The following is an 18,425-nucleotide window of genomic DNA, read 5'->3' on the forward strand; positions in this document are numbered from 1 at the left end:
ACCTTACGACCCGCTCCCCTGCGGGGCTTTCCCATCCCGGGGGCGGGTGTCCCCGTTGCCGTGGGACGCCCCGAAACCTCAGCGCCGACGCCGCAGCACCCGCCCCACGAGAATCGCCGAAGCCACCACGACCGCCGCAGCGGGCGCAGCCCACCGCAGCGTGGCGACCCCGCCGGACATCGCCTCGGGCGCGGGCACCGGCGCGTACCGCCCCCGCGGCGGCGCGTGGTCGACCTCCTCCGCGCTGCGCCCGATCATCGTCCGCCGGGCATGCGCGGCCTCCGCGGCGGCCCCGCCCCCGAGGTCCGAAGCCCGGTCGAAGTCATCGGCGAGCGGATCCAACGAGGGCGGCGGCACCTCGGCCTCGTAGATCCCCCCGAGCCCCGGCACGGAATCACCGGGTCCGTCAGGGCTGTCCGGGGCGGCGGCGGAGACGTCGTCCGGGACGTCGCCCGAGGCATCGTCGGAGGCACCGCCCGAGGACTCCGCACGCGGCTCCCCACCGGAGCCCTCAGCGGCATCAACGGGATCAGCGGCATCAGTGGCATCAGCAGAATCAGCGGCATCACCAGGAGCCGGGGACGCCCCCGCCCCCAACCCCTCCCCGAACCGCGCGAGCAACCTCCGCACGGCCGCCTCCACAGCCTGTGGAGAACTTTCCGCGATCTCGGCGACGCGCCCGTCGCCGGAGCCCGTACCGGTGAAGGTGAGGCTGGTGCCGCCTTCGGCGGCGGGGGCGAGGCGCAGGATGAGGGAGAACTTCACGGAGCCGCCGCCGCGCACCTCGACGCCCTCGCCGTCGAGGGAGTAGTCACCTCCGGCGCGGGGGGCCAGACGCAGGGCACCGCGATAGGTGATCGTGTGGCCACCCACCCGCGCGCGCAGCCGCCCGGACAGCGGCGGCGAATCCGCGTCGGCGGCACGCTGCCACCCCGGCACGGCGCCCGCGACCCGCTCGGGGTCGGCCAGCGCCTCGCGGAGCGGCTCTTCCGGGACCGGTACGAACACCTCATGCTCCATGACAGTCGAGCGTACCGACGCCCACCGCGTGATGTACGACACTTGCCCGCGCCGAGGGTCCGACGACCCGTCAGTCGGCGTACCGCGGATGCACGAGGGTGGAGGGCGCCATGGACCGCCCGGGGTCGGGGCGGACGCGCTGGGCGGCGCGCGCGCCGGACCGCAGGATGGCGGAGTCGGCGGCGGCGAGCAGCCCTTCGGGGCCGCGGGCGGCGAGGACGAAACCCCAGTCGCGGGTCCTGACGGTGCCGTCGGCGGTCCGGTCCGGCCCGGCGGCGAAGCCGGAGTGACGGCCCGTCACGCGATAGGGCGTGGTGGTGAGTCCGGCGGCGCGCAGGGTGGCGTCGACGGTCCAGTAGGTCCGGGGACGGGTGACGACGGGCCCGGCGTGCACGGCGAGGCGGCCGCCGTCGGTGAGGGCGCGGGCGACCAGGCCGTAGAACTCCTGGGAGTAGAGCTTGGTGCTCGCGGTGATGCCCGGGTCGGGCAGGTCGGCGATGACGACGTCGTAGGGGAGGCGGCGGCCGTGCGGCCCGCGCAGCCAGTGGAAGGCGTCGGCGTGCACGACCCGCACCCGCCGGTCCCGGAAGACGTGGCCGTTGAGCTCGCTGAGCGCGGGATCGCTGCGGGCGAGCTTCACGACGCCGGGGTCGATCTCGACGACGTCGACGCGGCGCACCCCGGAGTGGCGAAGGACCTCGCGGGCGGCGAGCCCGTCGCCGCCGCCGAGGACGAGGACGCGGGCGTGCGGCCCGCCGCGCATGGCGGGCTGGACGAGCGCCCGGTGGTAGCGGTGTTCGTCGCGGCCGCTGACGCGGAGCCTGCCGTCGAGGAAGAGGTCGAGGGATTCGCGGTGGCCGCCGGTGAGGACGACTTCCTGGACGCCGGTCTGGACGGCGACGCGGATGTCGGGGCCGTAGACGGCGCGGCGGGCGGCGCGCTCGAAGTCGTCGACGAGGACGGCCGCGGAGGCGAGCACGGCGAGCACGGTGACGTTCGTGGTGAGGAGTACCCAGCGGCCGCGGACGCTCAGGTCGCGGCCGAACAGGCCGAAGACGAGGGCCCCGCCCGCGAGGACGTTGACGGCGCCGGTGAGCAGCGCCCCGGTGAGCTGCCCGAACCAGGGCAGCAGCAGGAAGGGGAAGGCGAGTCCGCCGACGAGCGCGCCGACGTAGTCCGCGGCGAACAGGTCGGCCACCGCGCCGCCCGGGTCCTGCCGCCGGACGCGCTGGATCAGCACCATCAGGAGGGGGACCTCGGCGCCGATGAGGATGCCGATGGCGAGCGAGAACGCCACGAAGAGATAGCGCGAGCCGCCCTCCCACATCTCGCCGCGGTCCCCGGCCCACGCGAAGGCCGCGTACAGCGTCATGGCGCTGCACCCGCCGACGAGGGCGAGGGCCGCCTCGATGAGGCCGAATCCGGCGGCGGCCCGGCAGCGCAGCCGCTTGGCGAGCAGCGAGCCGATGCCCATCGCGAACACCATCACGGACAGCACGACGGAGGCCTGGGTGACGGAGTCGCCGATCAAGTACGAGGCGAGGGCGACGAGTTCGAGTTCGTACACGAGTCCGCAGGCGGCACAGACGAACACGCCCGCGAGGACGAGGAACCGGCCTGTCCGGGGCGTGACGGGCAGACGCTCGGGCGGCTCGATCACGCAGCGAACGCTACGTCACCGAACGCTTACGCCAAGTCCCCCACAAGGGTGGAGATTGCCGGGCGGACGTGTAGGACGCGTAAAGGGCCGTCGGGCGTGTGCGGGTGACATCGGTGTCGCGCCCGCGCACACGGGTCCGCCGTCGCCCCGGGCACCCCGCACGTCACCGCACGACCGCCGGGGGACTCTCCACACGTCACCGCACGACCGCCGGGGGACTCCCGCACGTCACAGCGCCGCAGGCATCCGCACGCCGACGCGCGTCCTGGTCGCCACCAGCTGTCCGTCCTGCGGATAGGCGTGCCATGTGCGCCACATGACCGAGCCTTCGTGGCGCTGGGCGAGCATCGCGGTGAAGGCGTGCGGGATGCCGGGGAAGACTCCGGCGAGCCCGTGCGGGTGCTCGGCGACCAGGGCGAGCAACTCCTGCGCGCGACCCGCGAACTGACCCTGCGACAGAGTTTCGACGCAGGCCGCGAACTCGTACTCCCACTCGCCCACCCGCTTGGACACGCCGAGCGGCAGCGGGGTGCTGCTGCCGGGGATGCAGGCCACCGTCTCGGAGCAGCTGCCGCCGCGCTCCTCCTCCAGGAGCACTTGGTGGGACGCCCCGAGGAGTCTCAACTGCACCGTCGCACCGGATAGTTCGAGGTCGAGCGTGGCGAGGGCGGGCAACGGCTCGCGGCCGAGGGCCCAAGCCAGGTCCCCGGCGCGCGTGTCGGTATAGACAGTCTTCAGGGTCGTGAGCATGGGTCGGCTCCGCTAAGCACGCAATGGAGGTGGGGCCGGCGCACCCGGTCGGACACCAGGTGGTCGGAATGCCGGCTCGTGCCCACGGAGAAGTCCCGATCGTTGTTGAGCTGAGAACGTCCGAGGGCGGTGTGACGGTTAAGAGGGAATCATGAACTGCGACACTGCCACAGCGTTTTTACCCAACTTCGTAGGGTTTCCATCCCCTAGAGGGCCGAACAGTTCATCTGTTCACGTTTCTGCAAACTCAGACGATCCAGAAGCGTCCCGGTACGGTCGTCAATAGACCCATTTGGCCCCTGTCACCCCGCGACGACCCCCTGTGCAGCGCTTTCCCCGCCCCCCGCGTCAACATCCGTCCCCCGCCCCGGCACCCGACAACGACGAAGCGCCCGCCGGGAGTTGACTCCCGGCGGACGCTCCGCCCAGTGGACCAGCTGCCCCGTGTCAGCTGCCTCCGCCGCATCCACCCCCGCCACCGCCGCCGCCGCAGGACGAGGAACCACCGCCGCAGGACGAGCCGCCGCCGCAGGACGTGGCTCCGCTGTGGTTGTTGCTGCTGGTCGAACTGCCGGACGCCCACCAGCTGCCGCCGCCCGCACCGGACGCGGTCCGGCGCCCGCTGCCGCGCACCCGGGCGGCCCCGATCGTGAGCCCCGCGATCAGCAGCACCACAAGCACAAGGAAGAGGACGACAAGAATCATGTCCCTCACTCACCTTTCCGTTCCCCCGATGCGCGGGGCGCCTCGTGTTCCCCCGGAACCACGAAGCGCCCCGCGCCCTGCGGTTGTTGTCCCGCGTCGTTGCGTGACAAGGGGATGCCCCCGGCCATTCGCGGCCAAAGCAGAGTTGAGGAAGTCCAGAGGTTCGGCGCAGGATGACGGCCATGACGTCCTCTTCCGGCTCGACCGGCACCACTGGCGCCTCAGGCGCCCCGGGTTCCTCGGCGAGCGGCCGCCCGCTGCTCAACCGCCGCCTCGCCGAGTTCGGCACGACGATCTTCGCCGAGATGTCCGCCCTCGCCGTGCGGACGGGGGCGATCAACCTGGGCCAGGGCTTCCCCGACACGGACGGGCCCGAGGAGGTGCGGGAGGCGGCCGTGCGGGCGCTGCGCGACGGCCGCGGCAACCAGTACCCGCCGGGCCCCGGCGTGCCCGAGCTGCGCGCGGCGGTCGCGGCGCACCAGTCGCGGCGCTACGGCCTGGCCTACGACCCCGACCGGGAGGTCCTGGTCACGGCCGGCGCCACCGAGGCCATCGCGGCCTCGCTGCTCGCCCTGGTCGAGCCGGGCGACGAGGTCATCGCCCTGGAGCCGTACTACGACTCGTACGCCGCCTCGATCGCGCTCGCGGGCGGCACCCGGGTGCCCGTGACCCTGCGGCCCGGCGGCGGAGCCGCTGACCGACGCTTCGTCCTCGACCTGGACGAGCTGCGCGACGCCGTCACCCCGCGCACCCGGCTGCTGCTCCTCAACACCCCGCACAACCCGACGGGCACCGTCCTCACCCGCGAGGAGCTGGCCGCGATCGCGGAACTCGCCGTCGAGCGTGACCTGCTCGTGGTCACCGACGAGGTCTACGAACACCTGGTCTTCGCCGACACCCCGGCGCCCGACGGCTCCGGCTCGCCCGCGCACATCCCCCTCGCCTCCTTCCCCGGCATGCGGGAGCGGACCGTCACCATCGGCTCGGCGGGCAAGACGTTCTCGTTCACGGGCTGGAAGGTCGGCTGGGTGACGTCCACGCCGGAGCTGGTCACGGCGGTGCGCTCGGCGAAGCAGTACCTGACGTTCGTGGCCTCGGGCCCGTTCCAGTACGCCGTCGCGGAGGCCCTCGCGCTGCCCGAGTCGTACTTCACGGGCATCCGCGAGGACCTGCGCGCCAAGCGGGACCTGCTGTCGGCGGGCCTGACGGCGGCGGGCTTCGAGGTCTACCGGCCGCAGGGCACGTACTTCGTCACCACCGACATCCGCCCGCTCGGCGCGGACCGTTCGCACGGCGGCGACGGCTTCGCGTTCTGCCGCGCCCTGCCCGAGCGCGCCGGTGTCGTCGCCATCCCCAACGCCGTCTTCTACGACCACCGCGAGGCGGGCGCGCCCTTCGTGCGGTTCGCGTTCTGCAAGCGCACGGAGGTCCTCGCGGACGCGGTGGAGCGGCTCAAGGCGCTGTAGGGCCGCGGCACCCACCCACACGGACCCACCCGGCTCGCGCCCGCCGCCACGACCCCGGAGGGTTCGGGTGTGACCCACCCGAGCCCCACCGTCCCGGCCCCGCTCACCGAGCCGCCCCGCACCCGCTGCCTCGCCCTGGAACCCAAGGGCCCGACGGCCGTGCGCGCCCTCGGTGTGTTCGCCGCCGCCCGCCTCACCGGGCTGCTCGCGGTGACGGCCGTGGCGCACGCCACCGGCCAGGACACCTTCCGCCTCCTCGGCCGCTCCTGGGACTCCCGCTGGTACACCGGCATCGCCGCGCACGGCTACGGCCGCACCCTGCACTTCGAGCCCGCCGTCGTCCAGAGCGACCTGGCGTTCTTCCCGCTGTACCCGGGCCTGATCCGCGCGGTCACCACCGTCACGCCGCTGTCCCACGGCGCGGCCGGGCTGCTCATCTCCTGGCTCGCCGCCGCGACCGCCGCCCTCGGCATCTACGCGATCGCGGCCCGCCTGTACGACCGCCGCACCGCGACCGTCCTCGTGCTCCTGTGGGGCCTCATGCCCCACTCCGTCATCCTGTCGATGGCGTACACCGAGCCGGTCCTCACCGCCCTGGCCGCCTGGTCCCTGTACGCGCTGCTCACCGGGCGCTGGCTGTGGGCGGGCACGCTCGCGGCGCTCGCGGGCCTGGCCCGGCCGAACGGCTTCGCGGTGGCGGCCGCGGTCCTCGTCGCGGCGGCCTGCGAGATCGTCCGGCGGCGCGGGCGCGGGGTTCCCCACAGGCTGTGGACGGGCGCGCTGCTCGCGCCGCTCGGCTGGGCGGCGTACGTCCTGTGGGTCGGGGCCCGCAAGGGCGACGTGCTCGGCGGCTACTTCGCGGTGCAGCGCGGCTGGGGCTCGCGCTTCGACTTCGGCGCGGGCTCGCTCGCCTTCGTCAAGCACCTGCTCCTCGACGGCGACAAGCTGGTCTTCTCCATGACGCTGGTGATCGTCGCGGTGGCGGTGCTCCTGTACGCGCTCCTGGTGGCCGAGCGGGCGCCGCTGCCGCTGCTCGTCTACACCGGCGTGCTGCTCCTGGTCACGGTCGGCGGCTCCGGCTTCTTCGAGTCCAAGCCGCGTTTCCTGCTGCCCGCCTTCCCGCTGCTGATCCCGCTCGCCTGCGCGGTCCTGCGGACGGCGAGAGCCCGGCCGCGGGCCGCCTTCCTGGTGGTCGGCGCCCTGGCCGGGCTCTCGGTGGCCTACGGGACGTATCTGGTGACGATCGCCCGCATGCCCTTGTAGTCACCGCCGTGCGGCGGGCCCTCAGGCCTCGCCGTCGGGCTTCTCGTCGCCCTCGGCGGAGTCGACGGACTGCTCCAGGCCGAGCTGCTCGACGAGCCAGCGGTCGAACTCGATCGCGGCGCGCACCCAGCTGACGGTCGACGACACGAAGTGCTCCAGGGAGACACCCGTGCCGATCAGCATCTGGGCCTCACCGATGAGGCGGACCGTGCCGTCGTCGTGGGTGTGGCTGTAGACCTTCGGCCACAGCGTGCGGCGGTTCCAGTCGTCGATGGACTCCAGGAGCTGGAGCTTCTCCTCGATGCCGTGCGGCCGGTCGTAGAACGTCCGCACCGAGAAGACCGCCTGGTCCTCCTCGCCCCGGAACATGAAGTACGTACGGAACTCCTCCCACGGCGCCGCGAGGTCTCCCTCGTCGTCGACGACGTACTTGAGTTCCATCTGGTCCAGGAGCTGCTTGACCAGGTCCTGGTCAGGGACGACGGGGCCCGCCGGTCCTGCGCCCTGCTGCGGTTCGGGCTGGCCCCCGAAATTCGGAATCGAGGACGGGTCGATGCTCACCGTGTATTTCCCTTCGTACGGATTGAGCCATCCTCTCCCATGCCGGGCGGGGGCTCGCAACCCCCGTCCGCCCATGTGTCCGGTTACGACGCCTCACAGCGACTTCCCCGTCGGCTCCGAGCCCGCCCCGGCCCCCGCGGGACCGACGATGAGGCCGTCCCCGAAGACGTCCACGCGGACCGTGTCCCCGTCCTTGACCTCGCCCGCCAGGATCTCCTTGGCCAGCCGGTCGCCGATGGAGGTCTGGATCAGGCGGCGCAGCGGCCGGGCGCCGTACGCGGGGTCGTTGCCCTCGTCCGCGAGCCAGGCCAGGGCAGCCGGCGTGACGTCGAGCGTGAGCCGCCGGTCGGCGAGGCGCTTGGCGAGGCGCTTGATCTGCAGCTCGGCGATGTGCGCCAGCTCGTCCTTGCCGAGCGCGGAGAAGACGACGAGGTCGTCGAGCCGGTTCAGGAACTCGGGCTTGAACGAGGCCCGCACCACCTCCAGAACCTGCTGCTTCTTCTCCTCCTCGCTGGTCAGGGGCTCGACCAGGTACTGGCTGCCGAGGTTGGAGGTGAGGATCAGGATGGTGTTGCGGAAGTCGACCGTCCGCCCCTGCCCGTCGGTGAGACGGCCGTCGTCGAGGACCTGGAGCAGCACGTCGAAGACCTCCGGGTGCGCCTTCTCGACCTCGTCGAGCAGCACCACCGAGTACGGACGCCTGCGCACGGCCTCGGTGAGCTGACCGCCCTCCTCGTACCCGACGTACCCGGGCGGAGCGCCGACCAGCCTGGCGACGCTGTGCTTCTCCCCGTACTCACTCATGTCGATGCGGACCATGGCCCGCTCGTCGTCGAAGAGGAAGTCGGCGAGGGCCTTGGCCAGCTCGGTCTTGCCGACGCCGGTCGGGCCGAGGAACAGGAACGAGCCGGTGGGGCGGTCGGGGTCGGCGATCCCGGCGCGGGTGCGCCGCACGGCGTCGGAGACCGCCTGCACGGCCTCGGTCTGCCCGATGAGGCGCTTGCCCAGCTCGCCCTCCATGCGCAGCAGCTTCTGCGTCTCGCCCTCCAGGAGCCGGCCCGCCGGGATGCCGGTCCAGGCGGCCACGACATCGGCGATGTCGTCGGGCCCGACCTCCTCCTTGACCATGGTGTCGGGCTCGGCGGCCTTCTCCTCCTCGGCCTCCGATGCGGCCTCCAGGTCCCGCTCCAGGGCGGGGATCTCGCCGTAGAGCAGCTTGGACGCGGTGTCGAAGTCGCCGTCGCGCTGCGCCCGCTCGGCCTGCCCGCGCAGCTCGTCGAGCTTCTCCTTCAGCTCACCGACGCGGTTGAGGGACTGCTTCTCCTTCTCCCAGCGGGCGGTGAGCCCGCGCAGCTCCTCCTCCTTGTCGGCGAGGTCGCGCCGCAGCTTCTCAAGACGCTGCTTGCTCGCCGGGTCCGTCTCCTTGCTGAGCGCCAGCTCCTCCATCCGCAGCCGGTCGACGGCGCGCTGCAGCTCGTCGATCTCGACCGGCGAGGAGTCGATCTCCATCCGCAGCCGGGACGCCGCCTCGTCCACCAGGTCGATGGCCTTGTCCGGCAGGAACCGGGAGGTGATGTACCGGTCGGAGAGCGTGGCGGCGGCGACCAGCGCGCTGTCGGCGATCTGGACCTTGTGATGGGCCTCGTACCGCCCCTTGAGCCCGCGCAGGATCGCGATGGAGTCCTCGACGCTCGGCTCGGCGACGAGCACCTGCTGGAACCGGCGCTCCAGGGCGGGGTCCTTCTCGATCCGCTCCCGGTACTCGTCCAGGGTGGTGGCGCCGACCATCCGCAGCTCACCGCGCGCCAGCATCGGCTTGAGCATGTTCCCGGCGTCCATGGCCGAATCCCCGCCGGCCCCCGCCCCGACGACCGTGTGCAGCTCGTCGATGAACGTGATGATCTGCCCGTCGCTCTCCTTGATCTCGGAGAGCACGGTCTTGAGCCGCTCCTCGAACTCGCCCCGGTACTTGGCCCCCGCGACCATGGCACCGAGGTCCAGGGACACCAACCGCTTGTTCTTCAGCGACTCCGGTACGTCCCCCTTCACGATGCGCTGGGCGAGGCCCTCCACGACGGCGGTCTTGCCGACGCCGGGCTCACCGATCAGCACCGGGTTGTTCTTGGTCCGCCGCGACAGCACCTGCACCACGCGCCGGATCTCCTGGTCCCGCCCGATGACCGGGTCGAGCTTGCCCTCGCGGGCGGCGGCGGTGAAGTCCGTGCCGAACTTCTCCAGGGCCTTGTACTGCCCCTCGGGGTCAGGGGTGGTCACGCGACGCCCTCCACGGCTCGTCTCGAAGGCGTCGAGCAGCTTCTTCGCGCTCGCGCCGTTCTGGTTCAGTACCTCACCGGCGGCGCCGCCCTTCGCGGCGAGGCCGATGAGCAGATGCTCGGTGGAGAGGTAATCGTCGCCCAGCTCCTTGGCGCGCTGGGCCGCGTCGGCGACGACGACGAGCAGCTCGCGGTCGGGCCCCGGCGGGGAGACCGTCGACCCGGTGACGCTGGGCAGCCCCGCGAGGACGCGCTCGGCCCCGGCGCGCACGGCCGCCTGGTCGGCGTCCACCGCGGCGAGCAGGTCGGTGATGTTCTCGTTGTCCTGCCCCTCCAGAAGCGCAAGCAGCAGATGCGCGGGGGTCAGGTCGGGGTTGCCGCCGGACACGGCCCGGCTGGTGGCCGCGTTGATCGCGTCCCGGCTCCGGTTGGTCAGCTCGGCGTCCACGTGCGGGTTCTCCTCCTGGGTCGCGGTCTCTCGGGCCTCCCGGCCCCATGCTGACTTAGACAGCGTACATAAAGTTGAGTCTATTCCGCTCAAGGGCGAGTGGGGAACCCGGAGCCTGGAATCCGCCCGGGCCGGGCTAGGTTTCCTGCCCATGAGCATCGACCTGGGCGACCCGCCCGCCGCCTACCTCAGCTTCTGGCGGGAGCGGCATCTGTGCACCCTGACGACCCTGCGCCCGGACGGCACCCCGCACGTCGTCCCGGTCGGCGTGACCTTCGACCCGGAGGCGGGCCTGGCCCGGGTCCTCGCGAACAGGTCCAGCAGGAAGGTGGCCCACGTCCTCGCGGGGTCCGGGGCGGGCGGGCCGACCGGGCCGGCCGGTCCCGGCGCGCGGGTCGCGGTCTGCCAGGTGGCGGGGCGGCGCTGGGCGACCCTGGAGGGCCGGGCCGAGGTGTCGGCGGAGCCGGAGCGGGTGGCCGAGGGGATGCGGCGGTACGAGGAGCGGTACGGGCGGGTGCCGTCGCCCAACCCGGACCGGGTGGTGATCGAGATACGGGTGACGCGGGCGTTGGGGAAGGCGGGCTGAGGGGGAGCGGGGCTGCCGGGGGGGGGAGTGAGGCCGCGGGGGCGGGCCGCGAGGGGGCGAAGGGGCGAAGGGGCGAGGGGGCGAGGCCGCGAGGGGCGCGCCTCAGTACCGGCACACACCACAGCGGCGCCACCGTGTTCAGGTCCACGGTGGCGCCGCTGCTGGGGGAAGCACCTGCGCGATTTACAACGACGGGGGAATCGCGTCAGGCGCTGCGGGGGGTGGCTGCGAGAGGGTCTGCGGAGGCGGTCTGCCGTTCGACGGCCTGTCGGTCGGCGTCGCGCTTGCGCTTGTCGATCACTTGGTGGTCGCGCTGGTCGAGGTTCACGAAGACCATGCCGTAACGCACGGCGCAGCGGACCGGCTGCGGCGCGCCGCGGGGGCGGCGCAGGCAGCGGTAGGCGCGGATGTCCTCGTCGTCGTCGCGGACGATGACGACGGGCTCTCCGACCAGGGTGACCATCAACGAGTCGCCGGGGTGGGGGATCGCGGTGACGAGGTCGATGAAGTGCCAGCCGGAGCGGTAGGCGGTGGCCATTTCGCGACGGAAGGTGCGGTCGTCGGGAGGAGTGCTCATGGTTACGCAACCCCCGCCTGAGTCGAGCCCCAGACGGTATCGCTCTGCCCGGCCACCTTGAGCGACGCGACCGCCCATACGGTGTCCGGCGGCGCCGAGTTGTACGTCGACGTCCGCGCGCCGTCCTGGCCCGCATCGACAACGGCCAGAGCACTGATGGCCAGACCGGCCGAAAGGGCACCGATAAGCACTGAGCGAAGCATTCCCTTGCACATAGCGGGCTTCGTCCTCACTTCCCATAGCGACTTCCCCCGGCCTCCCAAGACGATGGCTCATTCGGCCATGCGCACACCACAGGAGCGATGCATCATGTTCCTGCACGTTCAGGAGCCTGGGGGGTGGAGCTATGACAACAAAGGATCCAATTCGGGCACATCCTCATTCCATAGCCGAGCTATGTGAAGAGGGGAAGCGGCTCTACGCTGACGCGCTGCGCGCGGGGCGCATCACTCGGGACGAGGCCGCTACGGCCCCGTGCCTGGTCGAGTTCGCTCTACTGCACCCGGATCCGGATGATCCGGAGTGGCTCCGTCCGGTGCCGCCGACCGCGGCCCTGGCACAGCGCCTCCGGCCCATCGAGCGGGAGATCCAGGAGCGCAGGACTCTCGCCGTTGAGTTGACCGACACCTTTGAGCCATTCCTGGCCATCAGCGCCCAGGACCGCTCGATGGTGCACGCGATCACGATCCTCGAGGGGCCCGACCGCATCAACGCGGCCATCAAACTCGCCACAGCCGAGTGCCAGTCGGAGATTCTGACGGTCCAGCCGGGCGGCGGACGCAGCGAGGCGATCCTGCGGGAAGCGGTCAAACGCAGCCACAGCATCATCGAGCGCGGTCTCACGATGCGTACGCTCTACCAACACACGGCGCGACACAGTCAGGGCACCATCGCCTACGCCGAGTACATGAAGCAAGGCAAGGTCGAGGTCCGCACCCTCGAAGAACTCGTGGACCGGCTGATGGTCTTCGACCGCACCGTCGCGTACATCCCGGCGCAGGAGGATGGTCAAGTGGCCCTGGAGCTGAGGCACCCGGGGCTCGTGACGTACCTCGCGAACGTCTTCGAGCAGCTCTGGCAGCGCGCGTCGCCGCTGCTGGAAGAGGCACCGTACGGACCGCCCACCGACGGCATCACCGGAGTCCAGCGCTCCATCGCCCGACTCCTCATCGAAGGCCACGTGGACGAAGCCATCGCCCGCCGCCTCGGCATGAACGTACGCACCTGCCGCGCCCACATCGCCAAAATCGCCGCCGCCCTTGGCAGCGGAAGCCGCGCGCAGCTCGGCTACCTCATCGCCCAGTCCGGCATCCTCGAGCAGGACAAACCAAGATGACCACCGAACCCCGCCCGCATCCTCACGGCCCCGACGAGTTGTGCGACGCGGGTTCGGCGCTCTACGCCCGCGCCCTGCGTGAGGGCCGCGTCCGCCACCGGGAGGCCGACACCGCCCCCTGCCTCATCGACTTCGGCCTCCTGCACCCCGACGTCGAGGACATGGCCTGGCTGCGCCCCACCGCGCCCGCGGTGGCCCTGCCCCAGCTCCTGCGCGGCATCGAGGACCACATCGCCCGCCAACGCGAGCGCGAGGAACGCCTGACGGCGATGTTCGAGCCGTTGATGGCGCTGGACGCCCGGCAGGCGGCCGGCGGGGAGCCGCCCGAGATCACCGTCCTCGACGGCTTCGAGCGGATCAACGCGGCGATCGACCGGGCCATGGCCGACGCCACCGTCGAAGTCCTCACCGTCCAGCCCGGCGGCGTCCGCTCCCCCGAGGTCCTGGCCGACGCGCTGCCCCGCGAACAGGAACTGCTCGCCCGCGGCTGCCGCATGCGCACCCTCTACCAGCACACCACCCGTCACTCCCTCCCCGCACTCGCCCATTACGAGCAACTGGACGGCGACGTAGAGGTACGCACGCTCAATGAGGTAACCGAACGCATGGTGGTCCTGGACCACTCGGTGGCTTTCATCCCCGCCAGCAAGGACCGCACGGTCGCCCTCGAAGTACGCCAACCGGCCATCGTCGACTACCTCATCACCACCTTCGAACGACTGTGGCGACTGGCCACCCCGATGTTCCCGCACGCGGCCCAGCTCCCCGCCGAGAACGGCATCACCACCCGTCAGCACGCCATCGCCGAACTCCTCGTGGAAGGCCTCACCGACACCGAGATAGCCGCGCGCCTCGGCATGAACGTGCGCACGGCCCGCGAACACATCGCGAAACTCGCCGCGATCCTCGGCAGCAACAGCCGCGCCCAGCTCGGCTATCTCATTGGTCAGTCAGGGATCCTCGACCAGAATCACTAGCTGTCGGACACCTGGGGCGGGGGCTTCGGGCAGGTGCGAGGAGGGGCAGCGACGTGGTGGTGGTGCACAGATCGCACGCTGAGGACGAGATGTGCGAAGCGGGAATCGCCGTCTACACCCGTGCCGTGGAAAAGGGCAGCGTGCGCGTCGACGACGCACAGTCGGCACCCTGTCTGCTCACTCTGGGCCTCCTGCGGCCCGATGGACACGGCGATCGTCGGCTGTTGCCGACTGCACCGGCTGTGGCCCTTCCTGAACTGCTCGACGCCCTCACGGACCGCATCAGGGAGTTCCGCCGCCGCGAACTCACGCTGGCTGCGGCGTTCAAGCCCTTCGTAGAACAGGAACGCAACCATCCGCGTCCGCCGCACACATCCGGGATCACCGTTCTACACGGGCTGCTGACTATCAACGAGGCCATAAACCGTGCCCTGGACAGCTCTCACCGCGAGCTCATCACCGTCCAGCCGGGCGTCCGGCGCCTCGACACGGATCCGACGGACGCAATCCGCCGCACGAAGGCGTTCATCGACCGCGGCGGAGGCAGCCGCACTCTCTACCAGGACACAGCGCGCTATTCGCCGTGGGTGATGAACTACTACGAGCAACTCGGCGGCCAGGCGGAGGTCCGCACACTCGACGAGCTACCGAAACGGCTCCTCGTCTTCGACCGTGAAGTGGCCTTCATACCGGGCGACCGGGAGCGCAGGACAGCCCTCATGATACGCACCCCCGCACTGGTCTCCCATTTCGTCACGACGTTCAACTTGATGTGGCGCCTGGCCACTCCGCTGTTCCCGAAAGCGGCTCACGAGCCCGCCCACAACGGAATCACCTCGCGCCAAAGAGCCATCGCCGCCCTCCTCACCGAAGGCCTCACCGACGCCGACATAGCCGCCCGCCTCGGCATGAACGTCCGCACCGCCCGCGTCCACATCGCCAAGCTCTCGGCAATCCTGAAGAGCACCAGCCGCGCCCAGCTCGGATACCTCATTGGTCGGTCAGGCATCCTCGACCAGAATCACTAGTCGGCGGGCGGCCGACGGCGGCGGCGGTGAGGGTGGAGAGGGACGGCGGAGGCAGTGGTGGAGCACAGACCCCACGAGGGCGGTGAGTTGTGCGAAGCGGGCAGGGGACTCTACGTCCACGCGCTGCGGTCGGGGCGGATTCGCGTCGAGGACGCCCGCGAGGCGCCCTGCCTCGGTGAACTGGGCCTTCTCCAGGCGGACGGGGAGCCCGCGCAGTGGCTGCTGCCCGTCGCCCCGTCCGTGGCCCTGCCGCGGATCCTGCACACCATCGACGCGAGCATCACCGCGCAGCGGCAGCGGGAATCGCGGCTCGCCGACGCCTTCGCGCCGCTGATGGACCTCGGGGGCGAGCGCGCCCGTACCGCGCACTCGTCCGGAACGACCCTGCACACGGGCACGTCCCGCATCAATGAGGCCATCGACCGCGTGGTGTCCCGGTCGAGGTCGGAGGCGCTCGCCGTCCAGCCGGGAGGGAAGCGGTCCGCCGAGGAGCTGGTGCGCTCGCTGCCACGGGTGAACCACATCCTGTCCCGGGGCGGCCGTATGCGCACGCTCTACCAGCACACGACGCGCTACTCCGGTCCGGCGCTCGCCCACTACGAGCAGCTGGTGGGCGACGTGGAGGTCCGTACGCTCGACGAACTGCCGCACCGCATGATGGTGTTCGACCGCGCCGTGGCCTTCATCCCCGTCGGCAACTCCCCCGACGTCGCACTCGAGATACGCCAGCCGGCCGTCGTCGACTACATGGTCGCGACCTTCGATCTGCTGTGGCACCTCGCCGTCCCCCGCTGGCCCCAGCCCATCCCCAAGGCCACCCCGCACGGCCTCACCCCGCGCCAGCTCTCCATCGCCGCCCTCCTCACCGAAGGCCTCACCGACGCCGACATAGCAGCCCGCCTCGGCATGAACGTCCGCACCGCCCGCGTCCACATCGCCAAGCTCTCGGCGGTCCTGAAGAGCACCAGCCGCGCCCAGCTCGGCTATCTCATCGGCAAGTCGGGCATCCTCGACCGCGCGCCCGGCTGACCCGCCCGCCGGGGAGGGGCCTCGGGCAGGCCCTAGTGATAGACCGCCCGCTGCAACGGCAGCCCCAACGCCCGCAGCGCCGCCCGCACCACGGACTCCGCGTCCAGGCCGTCCGGCCCCAGGTCGAGCACCGCGGACTGTTCCCACCGCACGGACGAGGGGCGGCCCATGCTGACCTGCCAGGCGGGGCCGCGGTCGTCCAGGGCGATGTTGAGGACGCGGACCACGGAGACCTTGGCGACGACCTGGAGGGGGAAGTCGCCTGCGAGCATCTGGCGGTCCACGACCCAGGTCACGGGATAGCCGCGGCCGTTGAGGTCGGCGGCCATGGCGTGCAGCAGCGCGGCGAGCCCGGCGCGCTCCAGGACCGGGCCGATCGGCTCGATCCGGCCGACCGGGCCCATCGGGTCGATCTGGTCGATCTGGTCGGCAGGGTTGCCCTGACCGCACTTACCACCCTTACCGCCCTGGCCGGCCGTCAGCGGCTTCGTCGGGCCGGGGCCGTCGGCCGCCCCCGAGCCGTCCAGCACATCAGCGTCCTTCGTGGCCCTCGCGGCCTTCCCCAGCCTCATGCCGGCGACGGCTTCTCGTCGAGCGGGTCGAAGAGCAGGACGACGTGGCGGGCCCCCGGCGAACTCGCCGGTTCCGAGACGACCATCGTGATCTGCCCGGGGCCTTTTCGCGGGTGGTACAGGGGCCGGACATCACCGTCCGGGTGGATGTAGACCTCGGTGCTGCGCTCGTAGATGGGGCCCGCGTACTTGTCCCGTTTGACGTCCTCGTTCAGCTGGGCCAGGGAGCGGTTCTCGGGGTGCTGAATGTGGGCGAGCCGGACCTGGTTGAGAATTCCCGGCGCCCACCGGGTCTCCCAGTCGATGAGAATGTGATCGCGGGCCTCGTCGGCGAGCGCCATCCACCGCATGGTGTTCTCCGGCGGTATGCCGCCCTCGAAGATGTCGGCGAACGGCTGGTTGTACGCGACCAGGTCCCATTGGACGTTGCTCACGTACGAGATCTCGCGCTGTCCGGAGACGGCCCGCTGCCACGCGGCCGCGGCGGGCATGCGGACGCCGTCCCTGGGGTCGAGGGGATGCGGCGGCCGCTGGCCGAGGCTGAGCAGATAGACCTGGGTGAACTCGTCCTCGCTCATGCGCAGGATGCGGCCGACCTCGCGCAGATACTCGTCGCGCGGCGACATCTTCCCGCTCTCGAATCGGTGGTAGGTGCCCACCGACCGATTCATGAGGATGTCCATGTCGGGCTGTGCGAGACCGCGAACTCGGGGCCCGGGGCGCCCCGACGGCTTCGGCGTCAGACCCACTTCCGCGGGTGTGATTCTGGAACGCAGTTCTTTGAGTATGCGACGCAGCGCTTCCTCGTCCACTGCGTCCCCCTTTCCCGCTTCCCCGCTGCCCGCTCCCCGTCGCCGCGCGCACGGGCCGCCACGCGCGCGGTGCCTGCACCATAAGCCCAAACGAGTCACCGACCAACAGATCGTAATCATCGGGCTCTTCCCCGTAGCGCGCGGGTCGGGGGGAGGCGCGGGGCGCGGGGGTCAGCGGGCCGCGACGGTGGCGTGGTGGTCCGCGTACGCCCAGCGTGCCGCCTGCGTGGCCAGGTCCACCATCTCGATGGGCGCCGCGGCCCCGCCGAGGCGGTGGTACTCGATGAACGTCAGCATCACGACCCGCTCCGGCGCCCCGAGGCGCGGGTGGAATCCGGCCGCGAGGATGTCCGCCGCGGCCTCGTACGCGCCGAGCCCCCGCCCGTGCCGCTCCTTGATCTCCCCTTCGAGCTCCCGCAGATAGCCGACGTACGCGCGCACCCCGTCGGGGCCGATGACGCGCCCGTGGCCGGGCACGATGTGCTCGGCGTCGAGGGCGAGCACCGCCTCCGCGGCCCGGACGACCTCGGCGAGCGGCCCCTCCCAGTGCACGGGGTGGTCGCCCTCGAAGATGACGTCGCCCGCCATCACGACGCCCTGCCCCGGCAGATGCGCGACCAGGTCCCCGGCCGTGTGCGCCGGACCCACTTCGAGGAGGCGCACTTCGATGTCCCCGACGTGGAAGTCGTAGGAGCCGTTGAAGGTGACGGTGGGCGGGACCACGGTGATGCCGGTGTAGTCGTACGCCCCGAAGCGTTCGCGCGCGTACCAGCCGAGCGGGTTGTCGGGCTCGCTCGCGTGCACCAGGTACTGCATCTGCTGCGGGGTGATCTCGCGGCAGTGGCGTTCGAGGCTCGCCTGGGAGCTGATGATCTCGGCGCCGGGGAAGAAGGCGTTGCCGAAGCAGTGGTCGCCGTTGGCATGGGTGTTGACGATCGTGCGGACCCGGGCGCCCGCGGGCAGGGCGCGGTCGGCGGCGGCGATGAGCGCGCGGGTCATGCGCTCGTCGTACGGGGTGTCGATGAGCGCGGTGTCGTCGCCCGAGGAGATGAGCAGGCAGTTGGCGAGGCCCCAGGAGCCCGCGGCGCCGCGCGGCGCCCAGAGATACAGTCCGTCGCCGCTCAGGGCGGTGAGGTCCACAGGAAGGTCCATGGACGTATTTTCGTCGGGAGTCGGGGGTTCCCCCGCTGTGGGGATGGCCACACCGGGCACTCGGTCGGCACGGAGCCGGAACACAGTCGGAACGGAGCCAGAACGGAGCCAGATTTGATTTAATTTTGAATTATTGGTTCGTCATCGCAGGAGATAAACCCGCCATTGATATCAGTTGTCTCGTTGACAAGGATGACGAGACACGAAGGA

Annotated in this window: 17 protein-coding genes; 7 read left to right on the forward strand and 10 right to left on the reverse strand. The window is 71.2% G+C overall.

The genetic code is table 11. The annotated features are described in order from the left end of the window. Window positions 1-78 precede the first annotated feature (78 nt). The 4 genes from QUY26_RS18250 to QUY26_RS18265 all read right to left on the reverse strand — a co-directional run bounded on the left by QUY26_RS18250 (window position 79) and on the right by QUY26_RS18265 (window position 4,135). Entirely contained in the window at window positions 79-1,020 is a 942-nt protein-coding gene (locus QUY26_RS18250) for an SRPBCC domain-containing protein (protein ID WP_289947962.1), read from the reverse strand. Between the two features lie 70 nt (window positions 1,021-1,090). Beyond that, window positions 1,091-2,680, reverse strand: a complete 1,590-nt coding sequence (locus QUY26_RS18255; protein ID WP_289947963.1) for a polyamine aminopropyltransferase — start codon at window positions 2,678-2,680, stop codon at window positions 1,091-1,093. A 228-nt stretch (window positions 2,681-2,908) separates the two neighbouring features. Next, window positions 2,909-3,430 carry a DUF2617 family protein gene (locus tag QUY26_RS18260; RefSeq protein ID WP_289947964.1) on the reverse strand — a complete coding sequence of 174 codons (522 nt, stop codon included), beginning with the start codon at window positions 3,428-3,430 and terminating at the stop codon, window positions 2,909-2,911. A gap of 447 nt (window positions 3,431-3,877) precedes the next feature. Beyond that, window positions 3,878-4,135 (reverse strand): hypothetical protein, encoded by a 258-nt coding sequence (locus QUY26_RS18265; RefSeq protein WP_289947965.1) that lies wholly within the window; start codon window positions 4,133-4,135, stop codon window positions 3,878-3,880. A 182-nt stretch (window positions 4,136-4,317) separates the two neighbouring features. On the opposite strand from QUY26_RS18265, the gene QUY26_RS18270 reads away from it, so the two are divergent. Next, entirely contained in the window at window positions 4,318-5,601 is a 1,284-nt protein-coding gene (locus QUY26_RS18270) for a pyridoxal phosphate-dependent aminotransferase (protein WP_289947966.1), read from the forward strand. Between the two features lie 69 nt (window positions 5,602-5,670). After that, a complete protein-coding gene (locus tag QUY26_RS18275; RefSeq protein ID WP_289947968.1) occupies window positions 5,671-6,864 on the forward strand; it encodes a glycosyltransferase family 39 protein in 1,194 nt (397 codons plus the stop codon). Window positions 6,865-6,885: 21 nt separating this feature from the next. Here QUY26_RS18275 and QUY26_RS18280 read toward each other — a convergent pair whose 3' ends face one another. Both QUY26_RS18280 and clpB read right to left on the reverse strand, forming a co-directional pair. Continuing rightward, window positions 6,886-7,425, reverse strand: coding sequence for a YbjN domain-containing protein (locus tag QUY26_RS18280; protein WP_289947970.1), 540 nt, complete (start codon window positions 7,423-7,425; stop codon window positions 6,886-6,888). Between the two features lie 93 nt (window positions 7,426-7,518). Further along, the gene (gene clpB, locus QUY26_RS18285; protein WP_289947972.1) at window positions 7,519-10,146 is read right to left on the reverse strand and encodes an ATP-dependent chaperone ClpB; all 2,628 of its coding nucleotides are present in this window, start codon (window positions 10,144-10,146) and stop codon (window positions 7,519-7,521) included. Between the two features lie 151 nt (window positions 10,147-10,297). Between clpB and QUY26_RS18290 the strand changes: the two genes are divergently transcribed. Next, window positions 10,298-10,732 carry a pyridoxamine 5'-phosphate oxidase family protein gene (locus QUY26_RS18290; protein ID WP_289947973.1) on the forward strand — a complete coding sequence of 145 codons (435 nt, stop codon included), beginning with the start codon at window positions 10,298-10,300 and terminating at the stop codon, window positions 10,730-10,732. Window positions 10,733-10,937: 205 nt separating this feature from the next. Here the strand turns inward: QUY26_RS18290 and QUY26_RS18295 are convergent, their stop codons facing one another. After that, window positions 10,938-11,309 (reverse strand): hypothetical protein, encoded by a 372-nt coding sequence (locus QUY26_RS18295; RefSeq protein WP_289947976.1) that lies wholly within the window; start codon window positions 11,307-11,309, stop codon window positions 10,938-10,940. Between the two features lie 346 nt (window positions 11,310-11,655). Between QUY26_RS18295 and QUY26_RS18300 the strand changes: the two genes are divergently transcribed. From QUY26_RS18300 to QUY26_RS18315, 4 genes are read left to right on the forward strand one after another with little or no spacing between them, the layout of a single operon-like run. Beyond that, window positions 11,656-12,645: a helix-turn-helix transcriptional regulator gene (locus QUY26_RS18300; protein ID WP_289947977.1), complete on the forward strand. Its 990-nt coding sequence runs from the start codon at window positions 11,656-11,658 to the stop codon at window positions 12,643-12,645. Beyond that, window positions 12,642-13,622 (forward strand): helix-turn-helix transcriptional regulator, encoded by a 981-nt coding sequence (locus tag QUY26_RS18305; protein WP_289947979.1) that lies wholly within the window; start codon window positions 12,642-12,644, stop codon window positions 13,620-13,622. Before QUY26_RS18300 ends, QUY26_RS18305 begins: the two co-directional genes overlap by 4 nt. A 53-nt stretch (window positions 13,623-13,675) precedes the next feature. Further along, window positions 13,676-14,650: a helix-turn-helix transcriptional regulator gene (locus tag QUY26_RS18310; protein WP_289947981.1), complete on the forward strand. Its 975-nt coding sequence runs from the start codon at window positions 13,676-13,678 to the stop codon at window positions 14,648-14,650. Between the two features lie 57 nt (window positions 14,651-14,707). Beyond that, window positions 14,708-15,679, forward strand: a complete 972-nt coding sequence (locus QUY26_RS18315; RefSeq protein WP_289947983.1) for a helix-turn-helix transcriptional regulator — start codon at window positions 14,708-14,710, stop codon at window positions 15,677-15,679. Window positions 15,680-15,711: 32 nt separating this feature from the next. Here the strand turns inward: QUY26_RS18315 and QUY26_RS18320 are convergent, their stop codons facing one another. The 3 genes from QUY26_RS18320 to QUY26_RS18330 all read right to left on the reverse strand — a co-directional run bounded on the left by QUY26_RS18320 (window position 15,712) and on the right by QUY26_RS18330 (window position 18,215). Continuing rightward, window positions 15,712-16,251 (reverse strand): hypothetical protein, encoded by a 540-nt coding sequence (locus QUY26_RS18320; RefSeq protein WP_289947991.1) that lies wholly within the window; start codon window positions 16,249-16,251, stop codon window positions 15,712-15,714. Continuing rightward, window positions 16,248-16,922, reverse strand: a complete 675-nt coding sequence (locus QUY26_RS18325) for an MmyB family transcriptional regulator (protein ID WP_289947992.1) — start codon at window positions 16,920-16,922, stop codon at window positions 16,248-16,250. Before QUY26_RS18325 ends, QUY26_RS18320 begins: the two co-directional genes overlap by 4 nt. Window positions 16,923-17,234: 312 nt before the next feature. Beyond that, complete coding sequence (locus QUY26_RS18330) at window positions 17,235-18,215, reverse strand: MBL fold metallo-hydrolase (RefSeq protein ID WP_289947994.1); 981 nt, start codon at window positions 18,213-18,215, stop codon at window positions 17,235-17,237. Window positions 18,216-18,425 lie beyond the last annotated feature (210 nt).

This window comes from Streptomyces flavofungini (assembly GCF_030388665.1).
In the GTDB taxonomy this organism is placed as follows: Bacteria; Actinomycetota; Actinomycetes; order Streptomycetales; family Streptomycetaceae; genus Streptomyces; species Streptomyces flavofungini_A.